Consider the following 19,959-nt stretch of genomic DNA (forward strand, 5'->3'; position numbering starts at 1 on the left):
GCCTGATGGCGGCGCCTCTCTTATCCTGGTGTGCCGCTGCCCATGCTCTGCCGCGGCTGACGCCTCACAGCAGCACCATGTCGTCGCGGTGGATCGCAACGGCGCCGTAGCCGTAGCCCAGCACCTGTTCGATGTTGTCCGAATGGACGCCGCGCAGTTTATCCAGCTCCAGATGATTGTAACGGCAGATGCCGCGCGCCAGCTCGGCCCCCTTGGGATCGAGAATGCGCACCACGTCGCCGCGCACGAAATCCCCCTTCACCGCCACTATGCCCTTGGGCAGCAGGCTGGAGCCCTTCTCCTGCATGGCGGCGACAGCCCCCTGGTCCACCTGCACCTCGCCGTGAGGGGGCGGCCCTGCCAGGATCCAGCTCTTGCGTCCTTCCAGCGGAGAGGCCAGCGCCGGGAACAGGGTGCCGATGCGCTCGCCCCTGGCAAGACGCCCCACCACCTCCGGCATCTGGCCGGTGGCGATCACCACGTTGACCCCCGCGCGGCGCGCCACGTCGGCCGCCTGCAGCTTGGTGGCCATGCCACCGGTGCCGAGCCCGCTGACGCTGTCACCCGCCAGCTTGCGCAGGGTGTCGTCTATGGTCTGTACCTCTTCGATGAGCTGGGCATCCGGATTGGTGCGCGGATCGGCGGTGAAGAGCCCCTTCTGGTCGGTAAGCAGGATCAGCAGATCCGCATCGGCCAGGATGGCGGCGCGAGCGGAGAGGTTGTCGTTGTCACCCACCTTGATCTCGGCGGTGGCCACGGCGTCGTTTTCGTTGATGACCGGGATGATGCGGTGATCCAGCAGGGTGCGCAGGGTGTCGCGGGCATTGAGGTAGCGCTCCCTGTCCTCCAGATCGGCTCTGGTCAGCAGCATCTGGCCGATGTGCAGCCCATAGAGGTTGAACAGATCCTGCCAGACCCGGATCAGCTGGGTCTGGCCCACCGCCGCCAGCATCTGTTTGTTGGGCAGGGTTGGCGCCAACGGAGGGTGGCCCAGATGCTCACGGCCGGCGGCGATGGCCCCCGAGGTGACCATCACGACCCTGTGGCCGTGACGGTGCAAGGCTGCACACTGTCTGACCAGCTCGACCATGTGGGCACGATTGAGCTGGGAAGATCCCCCGGTGAGCACGCTGGTGCCCAGTTTGACGACTATGGTTCTGTTTTCCATGGGAGCAAAAAGGCTGAAATGTAAGGAATCCCTTTATACCCACGGCCCTGTTGCCCTGCAAGGCAATTAACGCTGCCCGGTAGGCGGGAAATCAGGATGGCCGGCAGCGCGGCAAAGAAATGCCCCGCCAGCCGATGGGTGGCTGGCGGGGCGGCGGGTCATCAGGCGGCGGTGACGGTCAGCTCGTTGGTGACCTGCTCGGCGGGAGCGAGCTGGCAACCAAGCTGGTGCAGCTTGTCGCTGATGAGCTTGTAGAAGTGGTTGAGGGTGCGTTCGACTTCCACCTGATGCTTCTTGGGCAACGGCTTGTCGAGCCACTCCCCGTCCGCATTGTAGAAGCCGACCTGATAGTGGTAGCTGAAGCTGTGATCGTCTTGCTCCAGCACCAGCCACCAGCCCCAGAACTCCCGTTTGTCCGGTGCCGGCTTGGCACTGACACAGACGGAAAGGCAGTCGAAACGGTAACGCCCCTCTTCACACAGGTCCTCACGTAAATAGGGGCCAATCGCGGCAAACTGCCTCAGCAGTCGCTTGTAGGTCACTCTTTCTGACATGTTAACCTCCCTGTTGAACAAGCCACGTCACCCTGGGATGACGATAAATTTTAGCGCTATATCATGTACATAAGTGCTTCTTGAGCCAGTCGACCATCTCTTTCAACGCCTCGTCGTACACCTCCAGCAAGGGTTGTTTGTCGAACACCACCGCCTTGCCGTTGCGGCTGGCGGAGGCCAATGCCCGTACATCCTGCTCGGGACAAATGAAATCTCGCTTGTGCCCAATACTCAATATCGGCACGGATGTGCGAGTCCCCAGCAATCCTTGCGTCTTGAGTGAAAATACCTGGCACTTGGTGCGCAGCGACTCCCACTCGGCCGCATCGGCGCCGAGGCGGTTGGCCAGCCCGTCCCGCATCATGCGGGGGCAGCGGGCGAACATCTCATGATTGGTAAACACCTGGTTGACGCCGGCGCCGATGCAGACCACGGTCCGCAGCTTGAACGGTTCGATGAAGGCGAGCCGCGCCGCCACATTGCCCGCCAGACGGAATCCCACCATGGCGATGCGCTGGTGATCGACCCAGGCCACCTCGGACAGATGGTTCAAGACCGCCTGGTGGAGCCGGCTGGTGTCCTGCACCAGTGGCCAGTGCTCGGCATAACCGATGCCCGGCATGTCCAGCGACAGCATGCCGATGCCGTTGGGCTCCAGGCACTTGAGATAGAGATTGAGGAAGTCGACCTGCAGCGAGTCGATGCCGCCGCTGACGATGACCAGGGGTACCGGCTTGTCGGTGGTCGGCAAATGCAGGTAGCCTTGAATGTGCTTGCCGCGAAATGGTACCTGGATTTCCTTGAGCGGCACCTTGAACAGGCGTCCCGCCTCGCGGTAGGCCATGTTGCCGAGCAACTGGGCCTGATCCGCCAGCTCGTCATTCTTCAGATGGGGATAACTGGCAATGGAGTAGTAACGTACCGCCTTGAGCAGGCTTTTCAGGGCTGCGCCCCGCTCGCCCTGCGCCACCAGCTCGCGACCCCGGTTGAAGTAGCGGCCGGCCAGCTGGCTCCACTCATAGACCCAGTTGCCGGGCACATAGCCCTTGATGGTGTCGAGGAAACGCTCGTGGGTACGCTCGCCCTCGCCCATGGCGATGCGGGCCAGAGTCTGCTCCACCTCGACCGGATCCGCCCCCTGCCAGGCCCAGGTCGGCCGGCGCAGCAGACGATACCAGCGCGTTGACATGGAACCGTCGATGAAGCTCTCGTCCACATTGTGATCCCGCTCCTCCACCGGGCTGGAGTTGGAGACTTCGGAGGTCTCCAGCACCTTCTTGACCCGGGTAAAGAGCTGCTCGGTCAGGTTTAGGTCGTCGTTCAAGTCCAAAGCTGTTACTCATTTCTGTCATGCAATGGCTCCATCTTAACCACTTTTGCCGCCGGGCAGCCAGTTGCACCACAAAAAAACAGGGCCCCATACAGGGGCCCTTTGCAGCAGCTTTGCGGCTTACTCTTCGTCGCAGATGGGGGTGGCGAACTCCAGCGCCATGTCCCACGGCTGTTCGATCCAGGTGTCCTGCGGGATGGCCACTTCGAAATCATCCAGCAGCGGCTCGCCCATGGGCTTGGCGAAGATGGCGATGAATTTGGCCTTGGGGTAGAGCTCGCGGATCACCTTGGCAGTGGTGCCAGTGTCCACCAGATCTTCCACCACCAGCCAGCCTTCGCCGTCACCCGCGGTGCTGGCGGCCTTCACCACCACCAAGTCGCGCTGGTTGTTGTGGTCGTAGCTGGAGATGCAGAGGGTTTCGACGTTGCGGATGCCAAGTTCACGGGCCATCAGCGCCGCCGGAACCAGGCCACCACGGCTGACCGCGATGATCCCTTTCCACTGGCTGACAGGCAGTTGACGACGGGCCAGACGGCGCGCTTCACGTTGCAGGTTGTCCCACGACACATAAAACTTTTTCGGCATACTATCGATCTCAACGAGTTATAAAAACAATCACTTAAGACTTTAAACCCCGTGCAAACACACGTGATTTCGTTAATGCTGGCGGCCCTTTTCCCCAAATTCGGCTTGCACCGCGGCCGCCTCGGGAGAAGACCCTCGGCAGCGAAAACAGATGCAATGAAAGCAGGATGGGCAGAGCTGGCGGTCATCTCACTCGGGGGCAGGACCGCAGACAGGCTGTTGGGCGGGCATGATACCATCGTTTGCGGATAAATTGACTGGCAAACGTATGCGAAATGCAGGAAAAAAATCGAAGCAAGTCCGGCTGACTCCCTCTTTTTCCTCTCCCCGGCGGGGTTTGCCGCTCGGCAGATAAAAAAATAGCAGGGGGAGGATGGATTCCTCACTCACCTGCTTTTTTCGATACGCCTGTCGTCAGCCTGGCTGACGGCCCGCATCAACGGCGGTTGGCGTAGGGGTTCGGGTAGCTGAAGCCCTGGGTATAAAGAGACTGGGCGAACCAATAGGTTGAATTGCTGCCTGACATAATAAACTCCTGATTGCTTAACAAGTTACGTACCTTTATGCGGGTTCAGATCCTTGAACGGACACTCGGTTCCATGGAGGCGCACTTGCTTTGCTTCGGTTCCCTGGAGGCATTCATCGTCATCCTGACGGGTGGCGAACCACGGTCGTTAATTTACCAGTCGGCGCCATAAACTCAATATTTTTGTGATGTGAATCACAAAAAATCTTTTGTGCTGGCTCATTTTGCCCCCATCGGAGCAGTTCGCTGCCAATCCCCCGCTTGCCAGCACAAGCTGCCCGCAATTTGCGCTGATCGCTCACATTTTTGTGTGATTGACTGTATTATCGTTATCCTCTTCCTCGCCCCGCTGCCGGGGCTCTGTCATTTTCCGTGCTGGTAAGGAGTCCCGACGTGGCACAGCTTAGCTCTCTCTCTCCCAAACTGATTTGGCACTTCTTCGAACAGATCTGCTCCATCCCCCACCCCTCCAAGCACGAAGCCCAGCTGAGCGCCTGGATCATGCAGTGGGCCGAAGGGGAAGGGCTGGCGGTCAAGCAAGATGCCGTCGGCAACATCATCATCAAGAAACCGGCCACGCCGGGGATGGAAAACCGCAAGGCGGTAGTGCTGCAGGCCCACATCGACATGGTGCCCCAGGCCAACGCCGACACCCAGCACGACTTCACCAAGGATCCCATCGATGCCTACATCGACGGTGAATGGGTCACCGCCCGCGGCACCACCCTGGGTGCCGACAACGGCATGGGCATGGCCGGTTGCCTGGCCGTGCTGGCCGACAAGACCATCAAGCACGGTCCGCTGGAAGTGCTGCTGACTACCGACGAAGAGACCGGCATGACCGGCGCCTTCGGTCTGGAAGCGGGCTGGCTGGAGGGCGAGATCTTGCTCAACACCGACTCCGAAGAGGATGGCGAGGTCTACATGGGCTGCGCCGGCGGGGTGGATGCCAATATTCGCTTCCCGCTGGAGCAGGTGGCCGCCACTGAAGGCGAAGGTTTCGAGCTGCAGGTAAAAGGGCTGCGCGGCGGTCACTCCGGGGTCGACATCCATCGCGGCCGCGGCAACGCCAACAAGCTGCTGGTGCGTCTGCTCAAGGCCGCCGAGCCGCTGGGCCTGCGCCTGGCCGAGATCCACGGTGGCACCCTGCGCAACGCCATCCCGCGCGAGGCCCGTGCCAAGCTGCTGGTGCCCGCCGCCAGCGTCAACGAATTCAAGGCCCTGGTTGACCGTTATACCGGCATCTACCAGAGCGAGCTGGCCGCCACCGAAGCCAACCTGACCGTGCTGCTCACCGCCCAGGAGAAACCAGTCCAGCTGATGAGCGAGTCCCTGCAGGCCCGCCTGCTGGACTCCCTGATGGCCTGCCCGAACGGGGTGATCCGCATGAGCGATGCCATCCCGGGCGTGACCGAGACCTCCACCAACCTGGGTGTCATCAAGACTCAGGATGGCGAAGTGTACGTGCAGTGCCTGATCCGCTCCCTCATCGACTCCGGTCGCGAGAGCGTCGAGCAGATGACCCGCTCCCTGTTCAATCTGGCTGGCGCCAGCTGCGAGTTTACCGGCGCCTACCCTGGCTGGGCACCGAACGTGGACTCCCCGGTGATGGCGCTGGTACGGAACAGCTACCAGACCCTGTTCGGCGAGATGCCGAACGTCATGGTGATCCACGCCGGCCTCGAGTGCGGTCTGTTCAAGAGCGCCTACCCGGAGTGGGACATGGTCTCCTTCGGCCCGACCATCCGCGGCGCCCACGCACCGGGCGAGAAGGTGCACATCCCGGCGGTCGAGCGCTTCTGGCAGCTGCTGGTCCACGTGCTGGAACAGATCCCGGCCAAATAAGCGTTTTTGTCACGCCTCAAGATGCCCCGCCCCGTGCGGGGTATTTTTTTGCATGCTCCCGCCAGCCCTTGGCGTGCTTCCCCTCGAAACCGCCGGACTGCTCTGCTGCTCTGACATGCCCCATCTCCCACTCACCCAGGCCTGTCAGCCTGGCCATCAGCACCGCAACCTGAGTGCCTGCTGAAACCGTCTCCATAAGCAGCGCTGGATTTGAAAACCCTTTCCATGATTTATGTAAATTTACAACACAAAAAGTTGATCCAGCTCACAGAAGGCCATAGGATCAAAGCGTGACCCAGGTCACAGATAACAAGTCAACGACAGAGCGATGAGGTGAAAATATGTTTGAGAATCTGGCAGTACTGTTCCACCTGAAGGGTGTAACCAGCAAGAAAGGCGTGGCAGAGAAAGATACCTATGCACCGTCAACCCGCAACTACTACTTCCGCTATGGCGCCTGATACCGCTGGCGGCCAATTTCGTGAAAGAGTTACCGGGCATTTAAGTAGTAAAATTACAAACAACAGCAATCCACACAGCAGCCATCCCCTCTCGGGGGCGCTGTCCTGCCCTGGCCAGATGTCCCACGGCCAAACCTGAACTCCAACCATGAAGATGGGGCCCGCAGGCCCCATTTTTTATTCGTTGTTTCCCGTGCCATCTTGCTGCGATGCGGGCACCGGCATCATACCGCCTTTCCCAGGGGGATCGCCTCGGCCAGCGGCAACGGCGTGTGGCAGGCCACCTGGTGACCGGCCCCGTCGCACGACTGCAGACTCGGTGACTGGGTGCGGCACAGCTCGCCGGCATAGGGGCAGCGCTGGTGAAAGTGGCAGCCGCTCGGCGGCGAGATGGGGGATGGCACATCACCGGTCAGCAGGATGCGCTGGCTGCGCCGACGCGGATCCGGCACCGGAATGGCCGAGATGAGCGCCTGGGTATAGGGGTGACGCGGCGCCAGGTAGAGCGACTGGGCCTCGGCCAGTTCGACGATCCGGCCCAGATACATCACCGCAATCCGATCCGAGATGTGCTTGACCACCGACAGGTCGTGGGCGATGAAGATGATGGCGAGGTTCATCTCCCGCTGCAGGGTGAGCAGCAGGTTGACTATCTGGGACTGCACCGACACATCCAGCGCCGACACCGCCTCGTCACAGACCAGCAGCTTGGGCTTGAGGGCAATGGCCCGGGCGATGCCGATGCGCTGGCGCTGGCCGCCAGAAAACTCATGGGGATAGCGATCTACCGCGCTGCCAGGCAGCCCCACCTTCTCCAGCAGCTCCAGCACCCAGACCCGCCGCTGTTCGGCGTTGCCCTTGCCGTGGATGACGAAGGGCTCCTCCAGGATCTGCCCCACCGTGTGGCGGCTGTTGAGGGATTCTGCAGGATCCTGAAACACGATCTGCATCTCCTGGCGCAGGGAACGCATCTCCTTGGGCGAGAGGTGGGTGATGTCACGCCCCTCGAAGGTGATGGTGCCGGCGGTCGGTTCGAACAGCTTGAGCAGGGTGCGCCCCAGGGTCGACTTGCCGCAGCCGGACTCGCCCACCAACCCCAGCGTCTCCCCCTGCTTGAGATCGAAGCTGATGCCGTCCACCGCGTAGACGTGGTACTTCTTGCGCAACAAGCCGCCGCCCAGCTGGAAGTGCTGCTTCACGTCGCGCACCGATAAAAGCGTCTTCATACGGCTAGCTCCCTCCAGTGGTGGCAGGCCACCCCGTGCCGCTCGGCGAGCTGCTCGGTGGCCGGAATGGCCCTCACGCAGATCTCGGTGGCATGGGGACAACGGTTGGAGAAACGGCACCCGGCGGGCATCTCGTGCAGGGCGGGCACCTGCCCCTTGATGGTCTTGAGCAGGCTCTTGGGCTCATCCTCGAGCCGCGGGATCGAGCTCATCAGACCATGAGTATAGGGATGGCGCGGGTGGTCAAACAGCTCGAACACGTCGGCCTGCTCCACCGCCCGGCCCGCATACATCACCACCACTTCGTCGCACAGCTCCGCCACCACCCCGAGATCGTGGGTGATGAAGATGATGGCCATGCCGGTCTGGGCTTGCAGCTCCTTCATCAGCTCCAGGATCTGGGCCTGGATGGTGACATCGAGCGCCGTGGTCGGCTCGTCGCAGATAAGCAGCGCCGGCTCGCAGGCGAGCGCCATGGCGATCATCACCCGCTGGCGCATGCCGCCGGAGAGGTTGTGGGGATAGACGGCAAAGCGCTGGGCGGGCTCGGGGATCCCCACCTTCTGCAGCATGGCGATGGCCGCCTCCCTGCGCTGGGCCTTGTTGTAGTCGGGACGGTGGAGGCGGAACACCTCCATCAGCTGATCGCCGACCGTCTGCACCGGGTTGAGTGCCGTCATCGGCTCCTGAAAGATCATCGAGATGCGGTTGCCGCGCACCTTGTACATCTGATCCGGTGACAGCGCGAGCAGATCCTCCCCCTGAAAACGGATGGAGCCCGCCACCACCTGACCATGGGGCTTGGGCAACAGCCCCATGATGGCGAGCGAGGTGACGCTCTTGCCGCAGCCGGACTCGCCGACCACCCCCAGCGTCTGGCCGGGGGCAACCTGGAAGCTGACCCCGTCGAGCACCTTGATCTTGCCGTCGTCGACGGCAAATTCCACCTCGAGATCGCGTACCTCAAGAATCGGGGCCTTGCTCTGGCCATCATCCACGCCGAGCTGCCTCCCATGATCCCGGGCGCCGGGGTGGGGAGCCTGTGTGTTGGGCATGACTGCTGCTCCCTTCTGCGCCATATCAGTGACGTGCATAGGTCTTGTCGAGCAGGTTGATGGGCGCCAGCGCCTCCCCTGCCTCCTTGGCTTTCAGGGTCTCTTCCTTCACCTTGGGATCGAGCCAGAGCAGGCCGCCACTGCTGTGGGGGTAGCCGTCCATGGGCCAGTAGAGCAGATCCGGCGTGTTCTTGGTGGCGGGCACCTCGGGCAGCATCACGTAACGCCAGCTGCTGGCCCGCACGTAGTTGAGCTGTACCCCGGGCACGAAGATGGCCAAGTCATAGATGCGCTGCTGGATCTGGCGAGAGAGCTCGGCCCGCTTGGCCATGTCGAACTCGACGTTGTAGGCGTCGATCAGCGCGTCGAGCTCCTTGTCGGCCACGTTGAACAGGTTGTTGGTCTGCGGCTTGTTGGCGTTGGCGGAGTGGAACGACTCCCAATACTGCGGATAGAGACCGCCGCCGGCCCAGCCCATCCAGGCCGCCTCGTGTTTCTTCTCCAGCATCGCCTTGAAGCCGGTGGCACCATCCACCAGGTTAAGCTCCAGATCCAGCCCCGCCTTCTTGGCCTCTTCCTTGAGCACGGTCAACCGCTTGGAGTGCTCCTGGCTGGTGTAGGTGAGCGCCAGGTTCAGCCGCTCACCCTTGTCGTTCTGCAGGATGCCGTCCGGCCCCGGTTTGCTGTAGCCCGCCTTGGCAAAGTAGTCGCGCGCCTTGCTGATGTCATAGGCCCGCTCCGGCAGCTGCATGTCGGTGAACTCGCCAAAACCCGAGCCGAAGGTGGTGGCTCTGTCGTAGTCGCCACGCAGCACCGTCTTGATCATCTTGTCGATGTTGAGGGCATGCTGAATGCCGAGCCGCACGTTGATGTCGGCCAGCTTGGGAGTGGCGATATTGAGATGCAGCCCCTGCCCGCCCTGCTTGGTGTCGGTCATGGCCATCACCTTCTGCACGTATCCCTGCTTGTACTCGGGGGTGACCGCTTTCTCATGCCACCAGTTGGGCAGGATCATCTCGAAGGTATCCAGCTCCCCTTTCAGGAAGTGACGGAAGGCGATGTTGTGATCGCGGATCACCTGCACCTTGATGGTGTCGAGGTTGAACCTGTGCTGGTTGTAGCGATAGTTCTGGGCCCACCACCCCTTCTGCTTGCTGAAGGTGATGGACTTGCCCTTCTTCACGTCGGTCATCACGTAAGGGCCTGTGGTTGGCACCACGGCCCAGTTGTACTGCTTCACCCAGTTGGGGGTGAGCTTGTAGTAGTGCTTGGGCTGAGGCCACAGCTCGGTGGTGTTGAGCAGATCCAGCTTGGCCTTGCGGGTGCCCGCCTTGACCAGGATGGTGTGGTCGTCAATCTTCTCCACCGCCACCACCTCGGTGGTGTAGTAGTTGTTGAACCAGGGCCCCTTGATGTCCTTGGAGCGCATCATCTCGTAGCCGAAGGTGTAGTCATCGGCGACCACCGGCTTGCCGTCGGACCACTTGGCCTGCGGATCCAGCTTGAAGTAGACGGTCTGGTTGTCCGGCGCGATAGCCCAGTGGGTCGCCAGCGCAGGGATGGGGTTGCCGGTATTGGGATGGAAGCTGATGAGCCTCAGCTGGTTGTCCATGATGAAGGAGCGGAACGCGCCGTTGGAGTCAGGACCCACGGTGCGAAACGTCAGCGGAAAGCTGTCTACAAACATGGTGATGCTGCCGCCGGGCAGCGCCTTGGGCGAGGCGAACACGGGGTCGGTGTCGTTGGTTTCCCACTTGAGATCCGCAGGCAGGCTGGCCGCCCACACCCAGGTCCCGTTCACCAACAAGAATAGAGCACCTATCCATTTGATTTTATTGTTCATGTTTGACTTCCTGGTCATACCCCTGCACTGGGGGTTTAGCAATTTAAGGGTGAGCAACCCGGCGCCTTGAGTGCGCCACAGGTCACTGATAACGGGTAAATTTGCGCGGGTCGAACGCCTCGCGGATCGCCTCGCCGATGAAGGAGACCATGATCAGCACCAGACTCACCGCCGCCACCACCGAGCTCACGATCCAGATAGCATCCAGGTTGTTGATCCCCTGGGAGAGCAGCTCCCCCCAGCTCGGGGTGGGCGGGGCCAGACCAAAGCCCAGATAGTCCAGCGCCGTCAGGGTGGAGATGTTGCCCACCACGGCAAACGGCGCCAGGGTGACGATCATCATCAGGGTGTTGGGCAGAATGTGGTTGAAGATGATCCGCCCGGTGCCGGCCCCCTGGGCCCGCGCCGCCATCACATAGTCCCGCGCCCGCTCCTTGTAGGTGAGGGTGCGCATGTACCAGGTGATGCCCATCCAGCCGAACAATACGTTGATGGCCACGAACAGGCCGAAGTTGGGCTTGGCCAGCGACACCAGGATCATGATGACGTAGAGAAACGGCACCTGGGACCAGATCTCGATGAAGCGCTGCAGCACCAGGTCAAAGCGTCCGCCGAGAAAGCCCATCATGCAGCCGATGGTGACGCCGATGGCGTAGCTGGCCACCAGCGCGATGAAGGCAAAGCCGATGGCGATGCGAAAGCCGTAGACCAGCCGCGCCAGCACGTCGCGGCCGCTGGTGTCGGTGCCGAGCAGGTGGCGCTCGGCCAGGCTCGGCGCATAGGGTGGGTAGGCGTCCTGCTTGAAGTCCTGCTCATAGGGATTCCAGGGCACAGGTGGCAGCAGCGCCCAGTTCCCCTTGCCCTCTGCGGAAAATTTGTCTTTGAGCTGGCGGTAATTGGTCTCGTACTCGTAATCGAGCCCGAACTGCTGACCCGGGATCACGTCGCCATAGGTGGGAAAATATAGCTCCCCCTGATAGCTCACCATCAGTGCCCGGCTGTTGACCAAGAGCTCCGCCAGCAGGGAGAGCAGCACCAGGGTGGTGAAGATGATAAAGGAGTAGTAGCCGCGTTTTATCGATTTGAAACGCTTGAGTTTTTTCAGCGTTACCGGATTCAGGTTCATGTTCACTCTCCAAACCGCACGCGGGGATCGACAAGGGCGACACAGATGTCGGAGACAATGTTGCCCACCAGCATCAGCATGGAGGTGATGGCCAGAATGCCCATCACTGTGGGGTAGTCCCGTTCCACGATGGCCTCGTAGCCAAGCAGGCCGATGCCGTCGATGTTGAAGATGGTCTCGATGAGGAAGGATCCGCCGAAGAAGACGGTGAGCACAGATCCCAGGTGGCTCGCGATGGGGATCAGGCTGTTGCGCATGGCGTGATCGGTCACCGCCTTGCGAAACGGCAAGCCCTTGGCCACGGCGGTACGTACGTAATCCGCCGACAGGTTCTCCATCAGGCTGTTTTTCATGGTCATGGTGAGGATGGCGAAATCCCCGATGGCATAGGCGATGAGCGGCAGCAGCGCGTGGGCGAAGAGGGTACGGATCTGATCCCAGCTGTTCTCCATCCCGTCAAACTCGTCTCCCGGGAAGCCCCCCATGGGCAGCCACTCCAGATGAAACGCGAACACTGTGATGAGGAAGATGCCCACCACATAGGCGGGCAACGCATAGGCCATGTAGATGAGCATGGAGCTGACTGAATCGAAGCGGGTGTTGTGTCTGAGCGCCTTGGCTACCCCGAGCGGGATGGAGACGGCGTAGCTCAGCAGAAAGGTGGCCAGCCCGAAGAAGGCGGTCACCGGCAACCTGTCCTTGATAAGATCCCACACCGGCTCGTAATAGCGGGTCGACTCGCCGAGATCCAGCACCGCCAGCTTCTGCAGCCACTCCCAATAGGCGACCAGCATGGGCTTGTCGAGGCCGTAGAACGCCTTGAGCTCCTCGATCTGCTCGTCGGAGAGCGCCTGCGCCCCCTTGCTGCCGCTGGAGCGACCGGACTCATTCTGGGAAACCTGGGCCTGCAGCAACATGCGTTCGACCGGACCGCCCGGCACGAAACGGGTGATGGTGAAGACGAGCAGGGTGATACCGAGAAACGTCGGGATGATCAAAAGCATCCGACGTAGGAAATACGACAGCATGGTGGAACCTCGTCCTTGTTGTTCTTTTATGGCCAGTCACATCCGGTGACGGGCCCGTCCTTCCTGGCATTACTCACTGAATAGCCGATGATTGACAGACTATCCGCTCGGTCACTGTAAAAGCTCTGCAACAAAAATCAAGTAGAACTAGGGGTGCATTCTGGTCCCGGCTTGTGCAGTGGAATTTATCGTGAGTTTTTTCTGAAATTCGCAACTTCAAGATAAAAAACTACAAGATGAACAACTTAAATAACGTTTAAGAATTCAACAAAACAAATAAAAACTAGCAAGAAAATTAAATAACCCATTAAAAACAGCCACTTAAAACAAAACCAACAAAAGAACACCTTCTCTATATGGCTGCATATAAATAGGCAGCCGGCGCCCAGCCTGAACCTCAGCCGAACACACTACCAAAACAGACAATAATGCTAAAAACACCTAACTCAACAATATAAAACCCAGAAAGACACCACCCTTATCGATAAGTTCAAAATTAATCGATAAACTGGAATCAATTTACTTTAACAAAACCTTTACATAGGAAAACGTTACCAAATCAGAATAAATCGCTGCCAAATGCGAACAAATAAAACATAGTCATCTTATTACCCGCCACGCCCCCATCCGTACCGCCTCAATTGACGTCAACCGCCAAACCTTGATAAGCCTTACGCATCGCCCCAACGAGGGCGGTATGGAAGCAAACAAAAAAACAACCAGGAAGGATATAAGCGATGCTTAGGAAAAGCAGACTCTCTGCTGCCGTTGCGTTTGCCTTGGCGAGCGCGGCAGTAGTGGCCACCCCTGTCTTGGCCGAAGAAGGCCAAAACGTCGAAAAACTCCAGAAGATCAAGGTTACCGGCTCGCGCATCTCCCGTGTCGACGTGGAAGGCGCCACCCCGGTCGTCTCCGTCAGCAAGGCCAAGATCGAACAATCCGGTCAGCAGACCGTAGCCGACTACCTGAAGCAGGCTTCCTACAACTCCTTCGGTAGTATCTCCCCCTCCTCCGGCAGCTCAGCCCAATCCCAGGCCACCGTCAGCCTGCGCGGGCTTGGCTCAGAGCGCACCCTGGTGCTGCTCAACGGCAAGCGGGTCGCCGGTTCTCCTTCCATGGGTGGCAGCGCCATCAACCTCAACTCCATCCCCATGGCGGCGGTGGAGCGGGTAGAAGTGAACCTGGACGGCGGCTCAGCTCTGTACGGTTCCGATGCCATCGGCGGTGTCATCAACGTCATCCTGAAACAGGACTATGAAGGGCTGGAATTCCAGGGCCGTATCGGCTCTCCCACCGAAGAGGGTGGTGACGAGAAGAGCGGCTCCATCGTCAGCGGCATCACCGGGGAGAAGGGCGCCCTGATGATGGTGTACGAGCACGACGTCAAGGACGAGATCTACTACAAGGATCGCGACTACCTGGCGTTGCAGGGCTCGTCTGCTCCCAGCCTGTATGGCCGCAACATCAAGGGCATCGATGCCGCCACCGGCAAGACGGTCACCCGTACCCTGGACGGCATCGACTGCGCCAATACCGGCCCCGGCTTCGTGCCGGTCGGTACCGCCTGCCGCTTCGACTTTGCCCAGGTCGCCGCCAAGACCGCTTCCCGTACCCGGGACACCGTCTATGTCAACGGCCGCTATCACATCAATGACAACGTCGATTTCGTACCCCAGCTGATCGGCTCGCGGGTCACCAGCTTCGGCCGCTTCGCCCCGGCCGCCGGTCCCTTCAGCATCGACGGCACCACCCCGGGCGGCGCCCAGCTGCTGGCCGACAACGGCTTCATCGGCGACAAGGCTACCGTCTACTATCGCTTCAGCAACGTCGGCCCCCGTGACAACGACGTCACCGACCTGACCGGCAGCATGAACCTGGGCTTCGAAGGCACACTGCCGACCGAGGCGGTGGGCGATGTGGAGTGGAATGCGGGCTACATGTACTCCAAGACCGACAACAAGAACCGCGGGACCGGCTATGTGCTGAATCCGGCGGTCCAGCAGGAGGTCGACAGCGGCAACTTCAAGAACGGCGAGTTCTCCAGTGCCGCCACCAACAGCCTCTCCTACGACACCAGCCGCACCTCCAAGATGGACTTCTTCCAGTGGTACGGTGGCCTGGGCTGGAGCATGGGCGAACTGCCGGCCGGCCCCATCGGCTGGTACCTGGGGGCCGAGTACAACGACTGGGTCTACTCCGACACCTATGACAGCCAGTCTGCGGCCGGCAACGTCATCGGCTCTTCCGGCAACTCGGGCGGTGGAGTGCGCGACGTCTTCGCTGCCTATATCGAGAGCCTGATCCCCATCACCGAGCAGATCGAGCTGAACCTGGCCGGTCGTTTCGACAAGTACAGCGACTTTGGCAGCGCCTTCTCGCCCAAGGCGAGCCTGCGCTATCAGCCGCTGGACAACCTGTTGTTCCGCACCTCCTGGTCGCAGTCCTTCCGCGCTCCGGGTCTGGATGACCTGTACGCGGCCGATGCCGACTCCGCCGACTTCGCCAAGGACTATGTCTCCTGCCAGAAGAACGGTGTGGCCAACTGCCCGGAAGAGCAGTACACCACGGTTCGCCAATCCAACAAGAACCTGAAGGAAGAGACGGCTGACACCTTCGGCATCGGTGCCGCCTACAGCCCGATCGACGACCTCAACCTCTCGCTGGACTACTACTACATCAAGATTGATGACGTGATCCAGCTGGCCACCACCCAGACCCAGTTCTATCAGGAGCTGAACACCGGCAGCAACCCGAACGTCATCCGCGATGCCAACGGCGATGTGGAGCAGGTTTACGCCGGCATGGTCAACCTGGGCCAGCTCAAGACCAGCGGTCTGGACTTCAAGGCTGACTACAAGTACGACTTCAACGTCGCGACCGTGCGCTACGACTTCGGCAGCACCTACATTCTGAAATACGAAGAGGGTCTGTTCGCCGGTGGTCCCATGGTCGACAAGAAGGGCTGGAACGCCAAGCCAGAACTGCGCTTCAACTCCGGTGTCGGGGTCAATGTGCCGCAGTGGTGGAACATGGATACCTACCTGAGTGCCAGCTATATCGACTCCCAGAGCCAGGACTATGTTGACGGTCGGACCGAGGGCCATATCGCCTCCCAGACCACCTGGAATCTGAACGTCGGTGTTGACACCCCCTGGAACGGCAAGCTGCAAGCCGGTGTGAAGAACATGTTCAACGTAGGCCCCTCGCTCTCCAGCGACGGCTTCACCTACGACGAAGATCTCTACGGCATCGACGGACGCATCGTCTACCTCGACTACACCCAGAAGTTCTAATCAACTGCCGTTGATATACCAACCTAAGCCGGCCCGGTCGGGCCGGCTTTGCCCAACGTCCAAGGAAGTTACGGAGATAGGGTAATCCTATGAAAACAAGGACAATTACAATGAAGAAAGCGCTCCTCGGCAGCCTGGTTTCTGCTGCCTTGCTGACCAGCTTCAATCTGAGTGCCGCCTCTGCCAGCCAGGCAGTGGACGCTCAAGCCGCCACCGACAATGCATCCAAAGTTTCCCAGCAGAAGATCGACAACTACGCCGACTCTGCCGAATCCGCCCTCGCCCAGTACAAGGCCGCTCTGCGCCAGGTCGACAGCCTGCGCACCTACAACGAGCAGGTGGGCAAGATGGTCGAATCCCAGAGCAGCGAACTGGCCTCCATGCAGCGCCAGATCGCCCAGATCGATCAGACCAGCACCGAAGTGGTGCCCTTGATGCTCAAGATGATCGACTCCCTCGATCAGTTCGTCTCGCTGGACCTGCCGTTCCAGAAGGTTGAGCGGGAGGACCGCGTGGCGGCCCTGACCGACCTGATGAACCGGGCCGATGTCACCATCTCCGAGAAGTACCGCAAGATCCTGGAGGCCTATCAGATCGAGGAGGGCTTCAGCCGCACCATCGAGTCCTACAAGGCCAGCCTGGACAAGGATGGTAGCGAGAAGACTTACGAGTTCCTGCGCGTCGGCCGCATTGCCCTGCTCTACCAGTCCCCTGACGGCCAGGAAACCGGCATGTGGAACAAGCAGACCCGCCAGTGGGAAGAGTTGCCCCAGGAGTATCGCAGTGCAGTGGAACAGGGCCTTCGCATCGCCAAGAAGCAGGCGCCTCCCGCCCTCATCAAGCTGCCGGTTCAAACTGCGGAGAAAGCATCATGAAAGGAATCAAACTTGCCATCGCCTCGCTGATCGCGGGCGCTACCCTGGTCACCCTGCCGGTGACCGCCGCCGAGAAACCGGTGGATCTGAACGCCCTGCTCAATCAGGTCAAGGCTGCCAGCACCACTGAATCCCAGCTCAACAAGGAGCGGGAAGCCCGCTTCCTGGCCGACAAGAACGAGCAGACCGCCCTGCTGGCCAAGGCCAAGGCCGACCTGGCTGCCGAGACCGCCAGAGGCGAGCAGCTCAAGGCCACTTTTGATGCCAATGACAAGCAGCTGACCGAGCTGACCGAGACCCTGCGCCAGCGTTCCGGCAACATGGGCGAGATGTTTGGCGTACTGCGCCAATTCGCCGGCGAGTTCAAGGGGATCTTCAACGCCTCCGCCCGTCGGGTCGAGCATCCGGAGCAGACCGCCCTGCTGACCCGCCTGGCCGAGAGCAAGGAGCTCCCCTCCAGCGATGACCTGACCGCTTTCTGGACCACCACCCTCAGCCGCATGGTCGACGGTGGCAAGGTGAGCCAGATCCCGGCCACCGTGGTCTATGGCGAAGGCAACCAAGCCGAGAAGACCGTCACCCAGATCGGCGAGTTCAACACCGTCTCCGAAGGCAAGTACCTGACCTTCGTGCCGGAGACCGGCAAGTTCGAACAGCTCTCCCGTCAGCCTGAAAACAATGTGCTGGAACCGGTCGCCAAGTTTGAACAGGGCGGTGGCAGCGTCGAACCCATTTTCATCGACCCGTCCCGCGGCGTGATCCTCTCCCTGCTGGTGCAGTCACCAACCCTCAAAGAGCGCATCGATCAGGGCGGCTCCGTGGGTTACGTGATCCTGGCACTGGGGGTCATCGGCACCCTGCTGGCGCTGTTCTGCGGTGCCCGTCTCTCCCTCATCGGCGGCTCCATGCGCAAGCAGCTGAAATCCGATCAGATCATCAAGGGCAACCCCATCGGCGAGATGCTGGGCGCCTACCAGGCGCACCGTGGCGACAACATCGAGGATCTGGAGTCCAAGCTCGACGAGATCATCCTGCGCAACGTGCCCAAGTTCGAGAAGGGCATCAGCATCATCAAGCTGATCGCCTCGGTGGCACCGCTGCTGGGTCTGCTGGGAACCGTGGTCGGCATGATCGCCACCTTCCAGGCCATCACCCTGTTCGGTACCGGCGATCCCAAGCTGATGGCAGGCGGTATCTCCGAAGCCCTGGTCACCACCATGCAGGGTCTGGTGGTCGCGGTGCCCATGCTGTTCCTCTACACCATAGTGCAGACCCAGAGCCGCCGTCTGATCCAGGTGCTGGAAGAGCAGAGCGCAGGCTTCGTCGCCCGTTATCAGGAACGTCTGCACGCCTCCAAAGCCGCAGCGTAAGGAGTCACCCATGTGGTTCTGGTTGATTGAAGAAGTCGAGTCGGTCCGCCGGTTTCTGGGATTGGGGGGCGACGTGCTGGTCGCCCTGTTCTTCCTGACCCTGATGATGTGGGCCCTGCTGCTGGAGCGCTGGTTCTACTTCATGGCGGTCTACCCGCAACAGGTGAAGCAGACCAAGGCCGCCTGGCTGGCCCGCAGCGATCACCTCTCCTGGTCTGCCAGGCAGATCCGCCGCGAGCTGGTCTCCCGGGTGGCCATGGCGGTGGACAAGGGGATGCCGGTCATCAAGGTGCTGATCGCCCTCTGCCCGCTGATGGGACTGCTCGGGACCGTGGTCGGCATGGTGCAGGTGTTCGACACCCTGGCCATCACCGGCACCGGCTCACCGCGGGCAATGGCCTCGGGGATCTCCAAGGCGACGGTACCGACCATGGCGGGCATGATTGCCGCCCTTTCCGGTCTGTTTTTTGTCAGCCGGCTCGATCACAAGGCCAAGCTGGCCGTGCAGAAGCTGGAAGACAACCTGAAACACGGCTGATGCAGGATGCACTCCCCCGCCGGGCCCGGTTCTGGCGGGGGCACAGAACAAGCAAGGAGTTTTTGCCATGAGAAAACGTCACAGCGACAGCAGTGCTGATGAGGCGGCCATCGATTTGACCCCCATGCTGGACATAGTGTTCATCATGCTGATCTTCTTCATCGTCACCACCTCGTTCGTCAAGGAGTCCGGCGTGGAGATCAACCGCCCGAGCGCCAGCACGGCCGAAACGGTGAAGAAGGGGAACATCATGGTCGCGGTCCGCGAGAACGGCCAGGTCTGGGTCGACAAGCGCATCGTCGAAGTGGGTGCCGTGCGTGCCAACATTGAGCGGCTGCGGGCAGAGAACCCGGAGAGCGCCGTGGTGATCCAGGCCGACAGCGAATCCCGTTCCGGTCTGGTGGTCCAGGTCATGGATCAGATCCGCATGGCCGGTGTCCAGAACATCTCCATCGCCGCCGACAAGAGCAGCTGATGCCGGAGCGAATGCCATGAGATACCTGATATCGTTAGCGGTCTCCTGCGTGGTGGTGTTCTTCCTGTTCCTGGGAATGAACAAGCTCATCACGCCGGATCACCGGGAGCTGACGGAGAAGGAGGACGTCACCATGACCGACTTCATTCGCCTCAAGCCTCAGGAGACCCTGCAAGAGAGACAACGTGAGCTGCCTAAACCGCCGCCCCCGAAACGCCCGCCGCCCCCTCCCGAGATGGAAGTGGCGAGTACGGACCGGCCGCAGATGGAGAGCTCGCCGATGGACATGCCCAAACTCGACATCCCGGTCAACATCGGCGGCGGCAACGCCCTCGGTGCCTACAGCACCGGTGGCGGTGGCGGCGGCATGGGTGGCAACAACGGCGCCATTCCACTGGCGACCTTCGAGCCCATGATGCCCCGCAAGGCGGCGCTGGCCGGCCTCGCCTCCGGCAAGGTGCTGGTGGAGTTCACCGTCACCGAGCGCGGCACCGTCAGCAACGTGCGGATCGTCAAGGAAGAGCCACGCAGCTACGACCTCGGCAAGGCAGCGCGCCAGACCATCGCCAAATGGACGTTCAAACCGGCCATGGTGGATGGCAAGCCGCAGGCCAGTCGCATGCAGCAAGAGATCGAGTTTGCGACCAACTAAGGAAGG

At 60.8% G+C, this 19,959-nt stretch carries 16 protein-coding genes; 7 read left to right on the forward strand and 9 right to left on the reverse strand.

The features are described 5' to 3' along the window. Nucleotides 1-64: 64 nt before the first annotated feature. From proB to gpt, 4 genes are all read right to left on the reverse strand, one after another. Nucleotides 65-1,168, reverse strand: coding sequence for a glutamate 5-kinase (gene proB / locus I6L33_RS21675; protein ID WP_005297894.1), 1,104 nt, complete (start codon nt 1,166-1,168; stop codon nt 65-67). A 161-nt stretch (nt 1,169-1,329) separates the two neighbouring features. Then, a complete protein-coding gene (gene crl, locus I6L33_RS21680) occupies nt 1,330-1,722 on the reverse strand; it encodes a sigma factor-binding protein Crl (protein ID WP_005297893.1) in 393 nt (130 codons plus the stop codon). A 61-nt stretch (nt 1,723-1,783) separates the two neighbouring features. Continuing rightward, entirely contained in the window at nt 1,784-3,052 is a 1,269-nt protein-coding gene (frsA, locus tag I6L33_RS21685; RefSeq protein ID WP_216973336.1) for an esterase FrsA, read from the reverse strand. Between the two features lie 120 nt (nt 3,053-3,172). Further along, nucleotides 3,173-3,640, reverse strand: a complete 468-nt coding sequence (gene gpt / locus I6L33_RS21690) for a xanthine phosphoribosyltransferase (RefSeq protein WP_005297888.1) — start codon at nt 3,638-3,640, stop codon at nt 3,173-3,175. A gap of 919 nt (nt 3,641-4,559) precedes the next feature. Between gpt and I6L33_RS21695 the strand changes: the two genes are divergently transcribed. Further along, nucleotides 4,560-6,011, forward strand: a complete 1,452-nt coding sequence (locus tag I6L33_RS21695) for an aminoacyl-histidine dipeptidase (RefSeq protein ID WP_201988255.1) — start codon at nt 4,560-4,562, stop codon at nt 6,009-6,011. 685 nt (nt 6,012-6,696) lie between these two features. Here the strand turns inward: I6L33_RS21695 and I6L33_RS21700 are convergent. The 5 genes from I6L33_RS21700 to I6L33_RS21720 form a co-directional block, all read right to left on the reverse strand. Next, nucleotides 6,697-7,698 (reverse strand): ABC transporter ATP-binding protein, encoded by a 1,002-nt coding sequence (locus I6L33_RS21700; RefSeq protein WP_201988254.1) that lies wholly within the window; start codon nt 7,696-7,698, stop codon nt 6,697-6,699. Beyond that, nucleotides 7,695-8,753, reverse strand: coding sequence for an ABC transporter ATP-binding protein (locus tag I6L33_RS21705; protein WP_042007445.1), 1,059 nt, complete (start codon nt 8,751-8,753; stop codon nt 7,695-7,697). The genes I6L33_RS21700 and I6L33_RS21705 overlap by 4 nt, the downstream gene beginning before the upstream one ends. Nucleotides 8,754-8,778: 25 nt before the next feature. Beyond that, nucleotides 8,779-10,596, reverse strand: coding sequence for an extracellular solute-binding protein (locus tag I6L33_RS21710; RefSeq protein ID WP_025201225.1), 1,818 nt, complete (start codon nt 10,594-10,596; stop codon nt 8,779-8,781). Between the two features lie 82 nt (nt 10,597-10,678). Then, nucleotides 10,679-11,722, reverse strand: a complete 1,044-nt coding sequence (locus I6L33_RS21715) for an ABC transporter permease (RefSeq protein ID WP_010633024.1) — start codon at nt 11,720-11,722, stop codon at nt 10,679-10,681. 2 nt (nt 11,723-11,724) lie between these two features. Continuing rightward, nucleotides 11,725-12,750, reverse strand: coding sequence for an ABC transporter permease subunit (locus tag I6L33_RS21720; protein ID WP_010633023.1), 1,026 nt, complete (start codon nt 12,748-12,750; stop codon nt 11,725-11,727). 737 nt (nt 12,751-13,487) lie between these two features. Between I6L33_RS21720 and I6L33_RS21725 the strand changes: the two genes are divergently transcribed. From I6L33_RS21725 to I6L33_RS21750, 6 genes are all read left to right on the forward strand, one after another. Continuing rightward, the gene (locus I6L33_RS21725) at nt 13,488-16,043 is read left to right on the forward strand and encodes a TonB-dependent receptor (protein WP_005297845.1); all 2,556 of its coding nucleotides are present in this window, start codon (nt 13,488-13,490) and stop codon (nt 16,041-16,043) included. Between the two features lie 110 nt (nt 16,044-16,153). Further along, the gene (locus I6L33_RS21730; protein WP_005297842.1) at nt 16,154-16,918 is read left to right on the forward strand and encodes a DUF3450 domain-containing protein; all 765 of its coding nucleotides are present in this window, start codon (nt 16,154-16,156) and stop codon (nt 16,916-16,918) included. Then, nucleotides 16,915-18,288: a MotA/TolQ/ExbB proton channel family protein gene (locus I6L33_RS21735; RefSeq protein WP_017784161.1), complete on the forward strand. Its 1,374-nt coding sequence runs from the start codon at nt 16,915-16,917 to the stop codon at nt 18,286-18,288. The genes I6L33_RS21730 and I6L33_RS21735 overlap by 4 nt, the downstream gene beginning before the upstream one ends. Before the next feature lie 10 nt (nt 18,289-18,298). Continuing rightward, nucleotides 18,299-18,826, forward strand: a complete 528-nt coding sequence (locus I6L33_RS21740; RefSeq protein ID WP_005297834.1) for a MotA/TolQ/ExbB proton channel family protein — start codon at nt 18,299-18,301, stop codon at nt 18,824-18,826. 67 nt (nt 18,827-18,893) lie between these two features. Further along, nucleotides 18,894-19,301, forward strand: a complete 408-nt coding sequence (locus I6L33_RS21745; RefSeq protein ID WP_005297833.1) for a biopolymer transporter ExbD — start codon at nt 18,894-18,896, stop codon at nt 19,299-19,301. 16 nt (nt 19,302-19,317) lie between these two features. Continuing rightward, nucleotides 19,318-19,953, forward strand: coding sequence for an energy transducer TonB (locus I6L33_RS21750; RefSeq protein ID WP_005297832.1), 636 nt, complete (start codon nt 19,318-19,320; stop codon nt 19,951-19,953). Nucleotides 19,954-19,959: the final 6 nt, after the last annotated feature.

It is taken from the genome of Aeromonas sp. FDAARGOS 1403, assembly GCF_019047325.1.
In the GTDB taxonomy this organism is placed as follows: Bacteria; Pseudomonadota; Gammaproteobacteria; order Enterobacterales; family Aeromonadaceae; genus Aeromonas; species Aeromonas dhakensis.

Bases quoted from the DNA above. Each gene is read 5' to 3' on its own strand.
- proB (WP_005297894.1), bottom strand. From the start codon at position 1,168: ATGGAAAACAGAACCATAGTCGTCAAACTGGGCACCAGCGTGCTCACC.
- crl (WP_005297893.1), bottom strand. From the start codon at position 1,722: ATGTCAGAAAGAGTGACCTACAAGCGACTGCTGAGGCAGTTTGCCGCG.
- gpt (WP_005297888.1), bottom strand. From the start codon at position 3,640: ATGCCGAAAAAGTTTTATGTGTCGTGGGACAACCTGCAACGTGAAGCG.
- I6L33_RS21700 (WP_201988254.1), bottom strand. From the start codon at position 7,698: ATGAAGACGCTTTTATCGGTGCGCGACGTGAAGCAGCACTTCCAGCTG.
- I6L33_RS21705 (WP_042007445.1), bottom strand. From the start codon at position 8,753: ATGCCCAACACACAGGCTCCCCACCCCGGCGCCCGGGATCATGGGAGG.
- I6L33_RS21710 (WP_025201225.1), bottom strand. From the start codon at position 10,596: ATGAACAATAAAATCAAATGGATAGGTGCTCTATTCTTGTTGGTGAAC.
- I6L33_RS21715 (WP_010633024.1), bottom strand. From the start codon at position 11,722: ATGAACCTGAATCCGGTAACGCTGAAAAAACTCAAGCGTTTCAAATCG.
- I6L33_RS21720 (WP_010633023.1), bottom strand. From the start codon at position 12,750: ATGCTGTCGTATTTCCTACGTCGGATGCTTTTGATCATCCCGACGTTT.
- I6L33_RS21725 (WP_005297845.1), top strand. From the start codon at position 13,488: ATGCTTAGGAAAAGCAGACTCTCTGCTGCCGTTGCGTTTGCCTTGGCG.
- I6L33_RS21730 (WP_005297842.1), top strand. From the start codon at position 16,154: ATGAAGAAAGCGCTCCTCGGCAGCCTGGTTTCTGCTGCCTTGCTGACC.
- I6L33_RS21735 (WP_017784161.1), top strand. From the start codon at position 16,915: ATGAAAGGAATCAAACTTGCCATCGCCTCGCTGATCGCGGGCGCTACC.
- I6L33_RS21740 (WP_005297834.1), top strand. From the start codon at position 18,299: ATGTGGTTCTGGTTGATTGAAGAAGTCGAGTCGGTCCGCCGGTTTCTG.
- I6L33_RS21745 (WP_005297833.1), top strand. From the start codon at position 18,894: ATGAGAAAACGTCACAGCGACAGCAGTGCTGATGAGGCGGCCATCGAT.
- I6L33_RS21750 (WP_005297832.1), top strand. From the start codon at position 19,318: ATGAGATACCTGATATCGTTAGCGGTCTCCTGCGTGGTGGTGTTCTTC.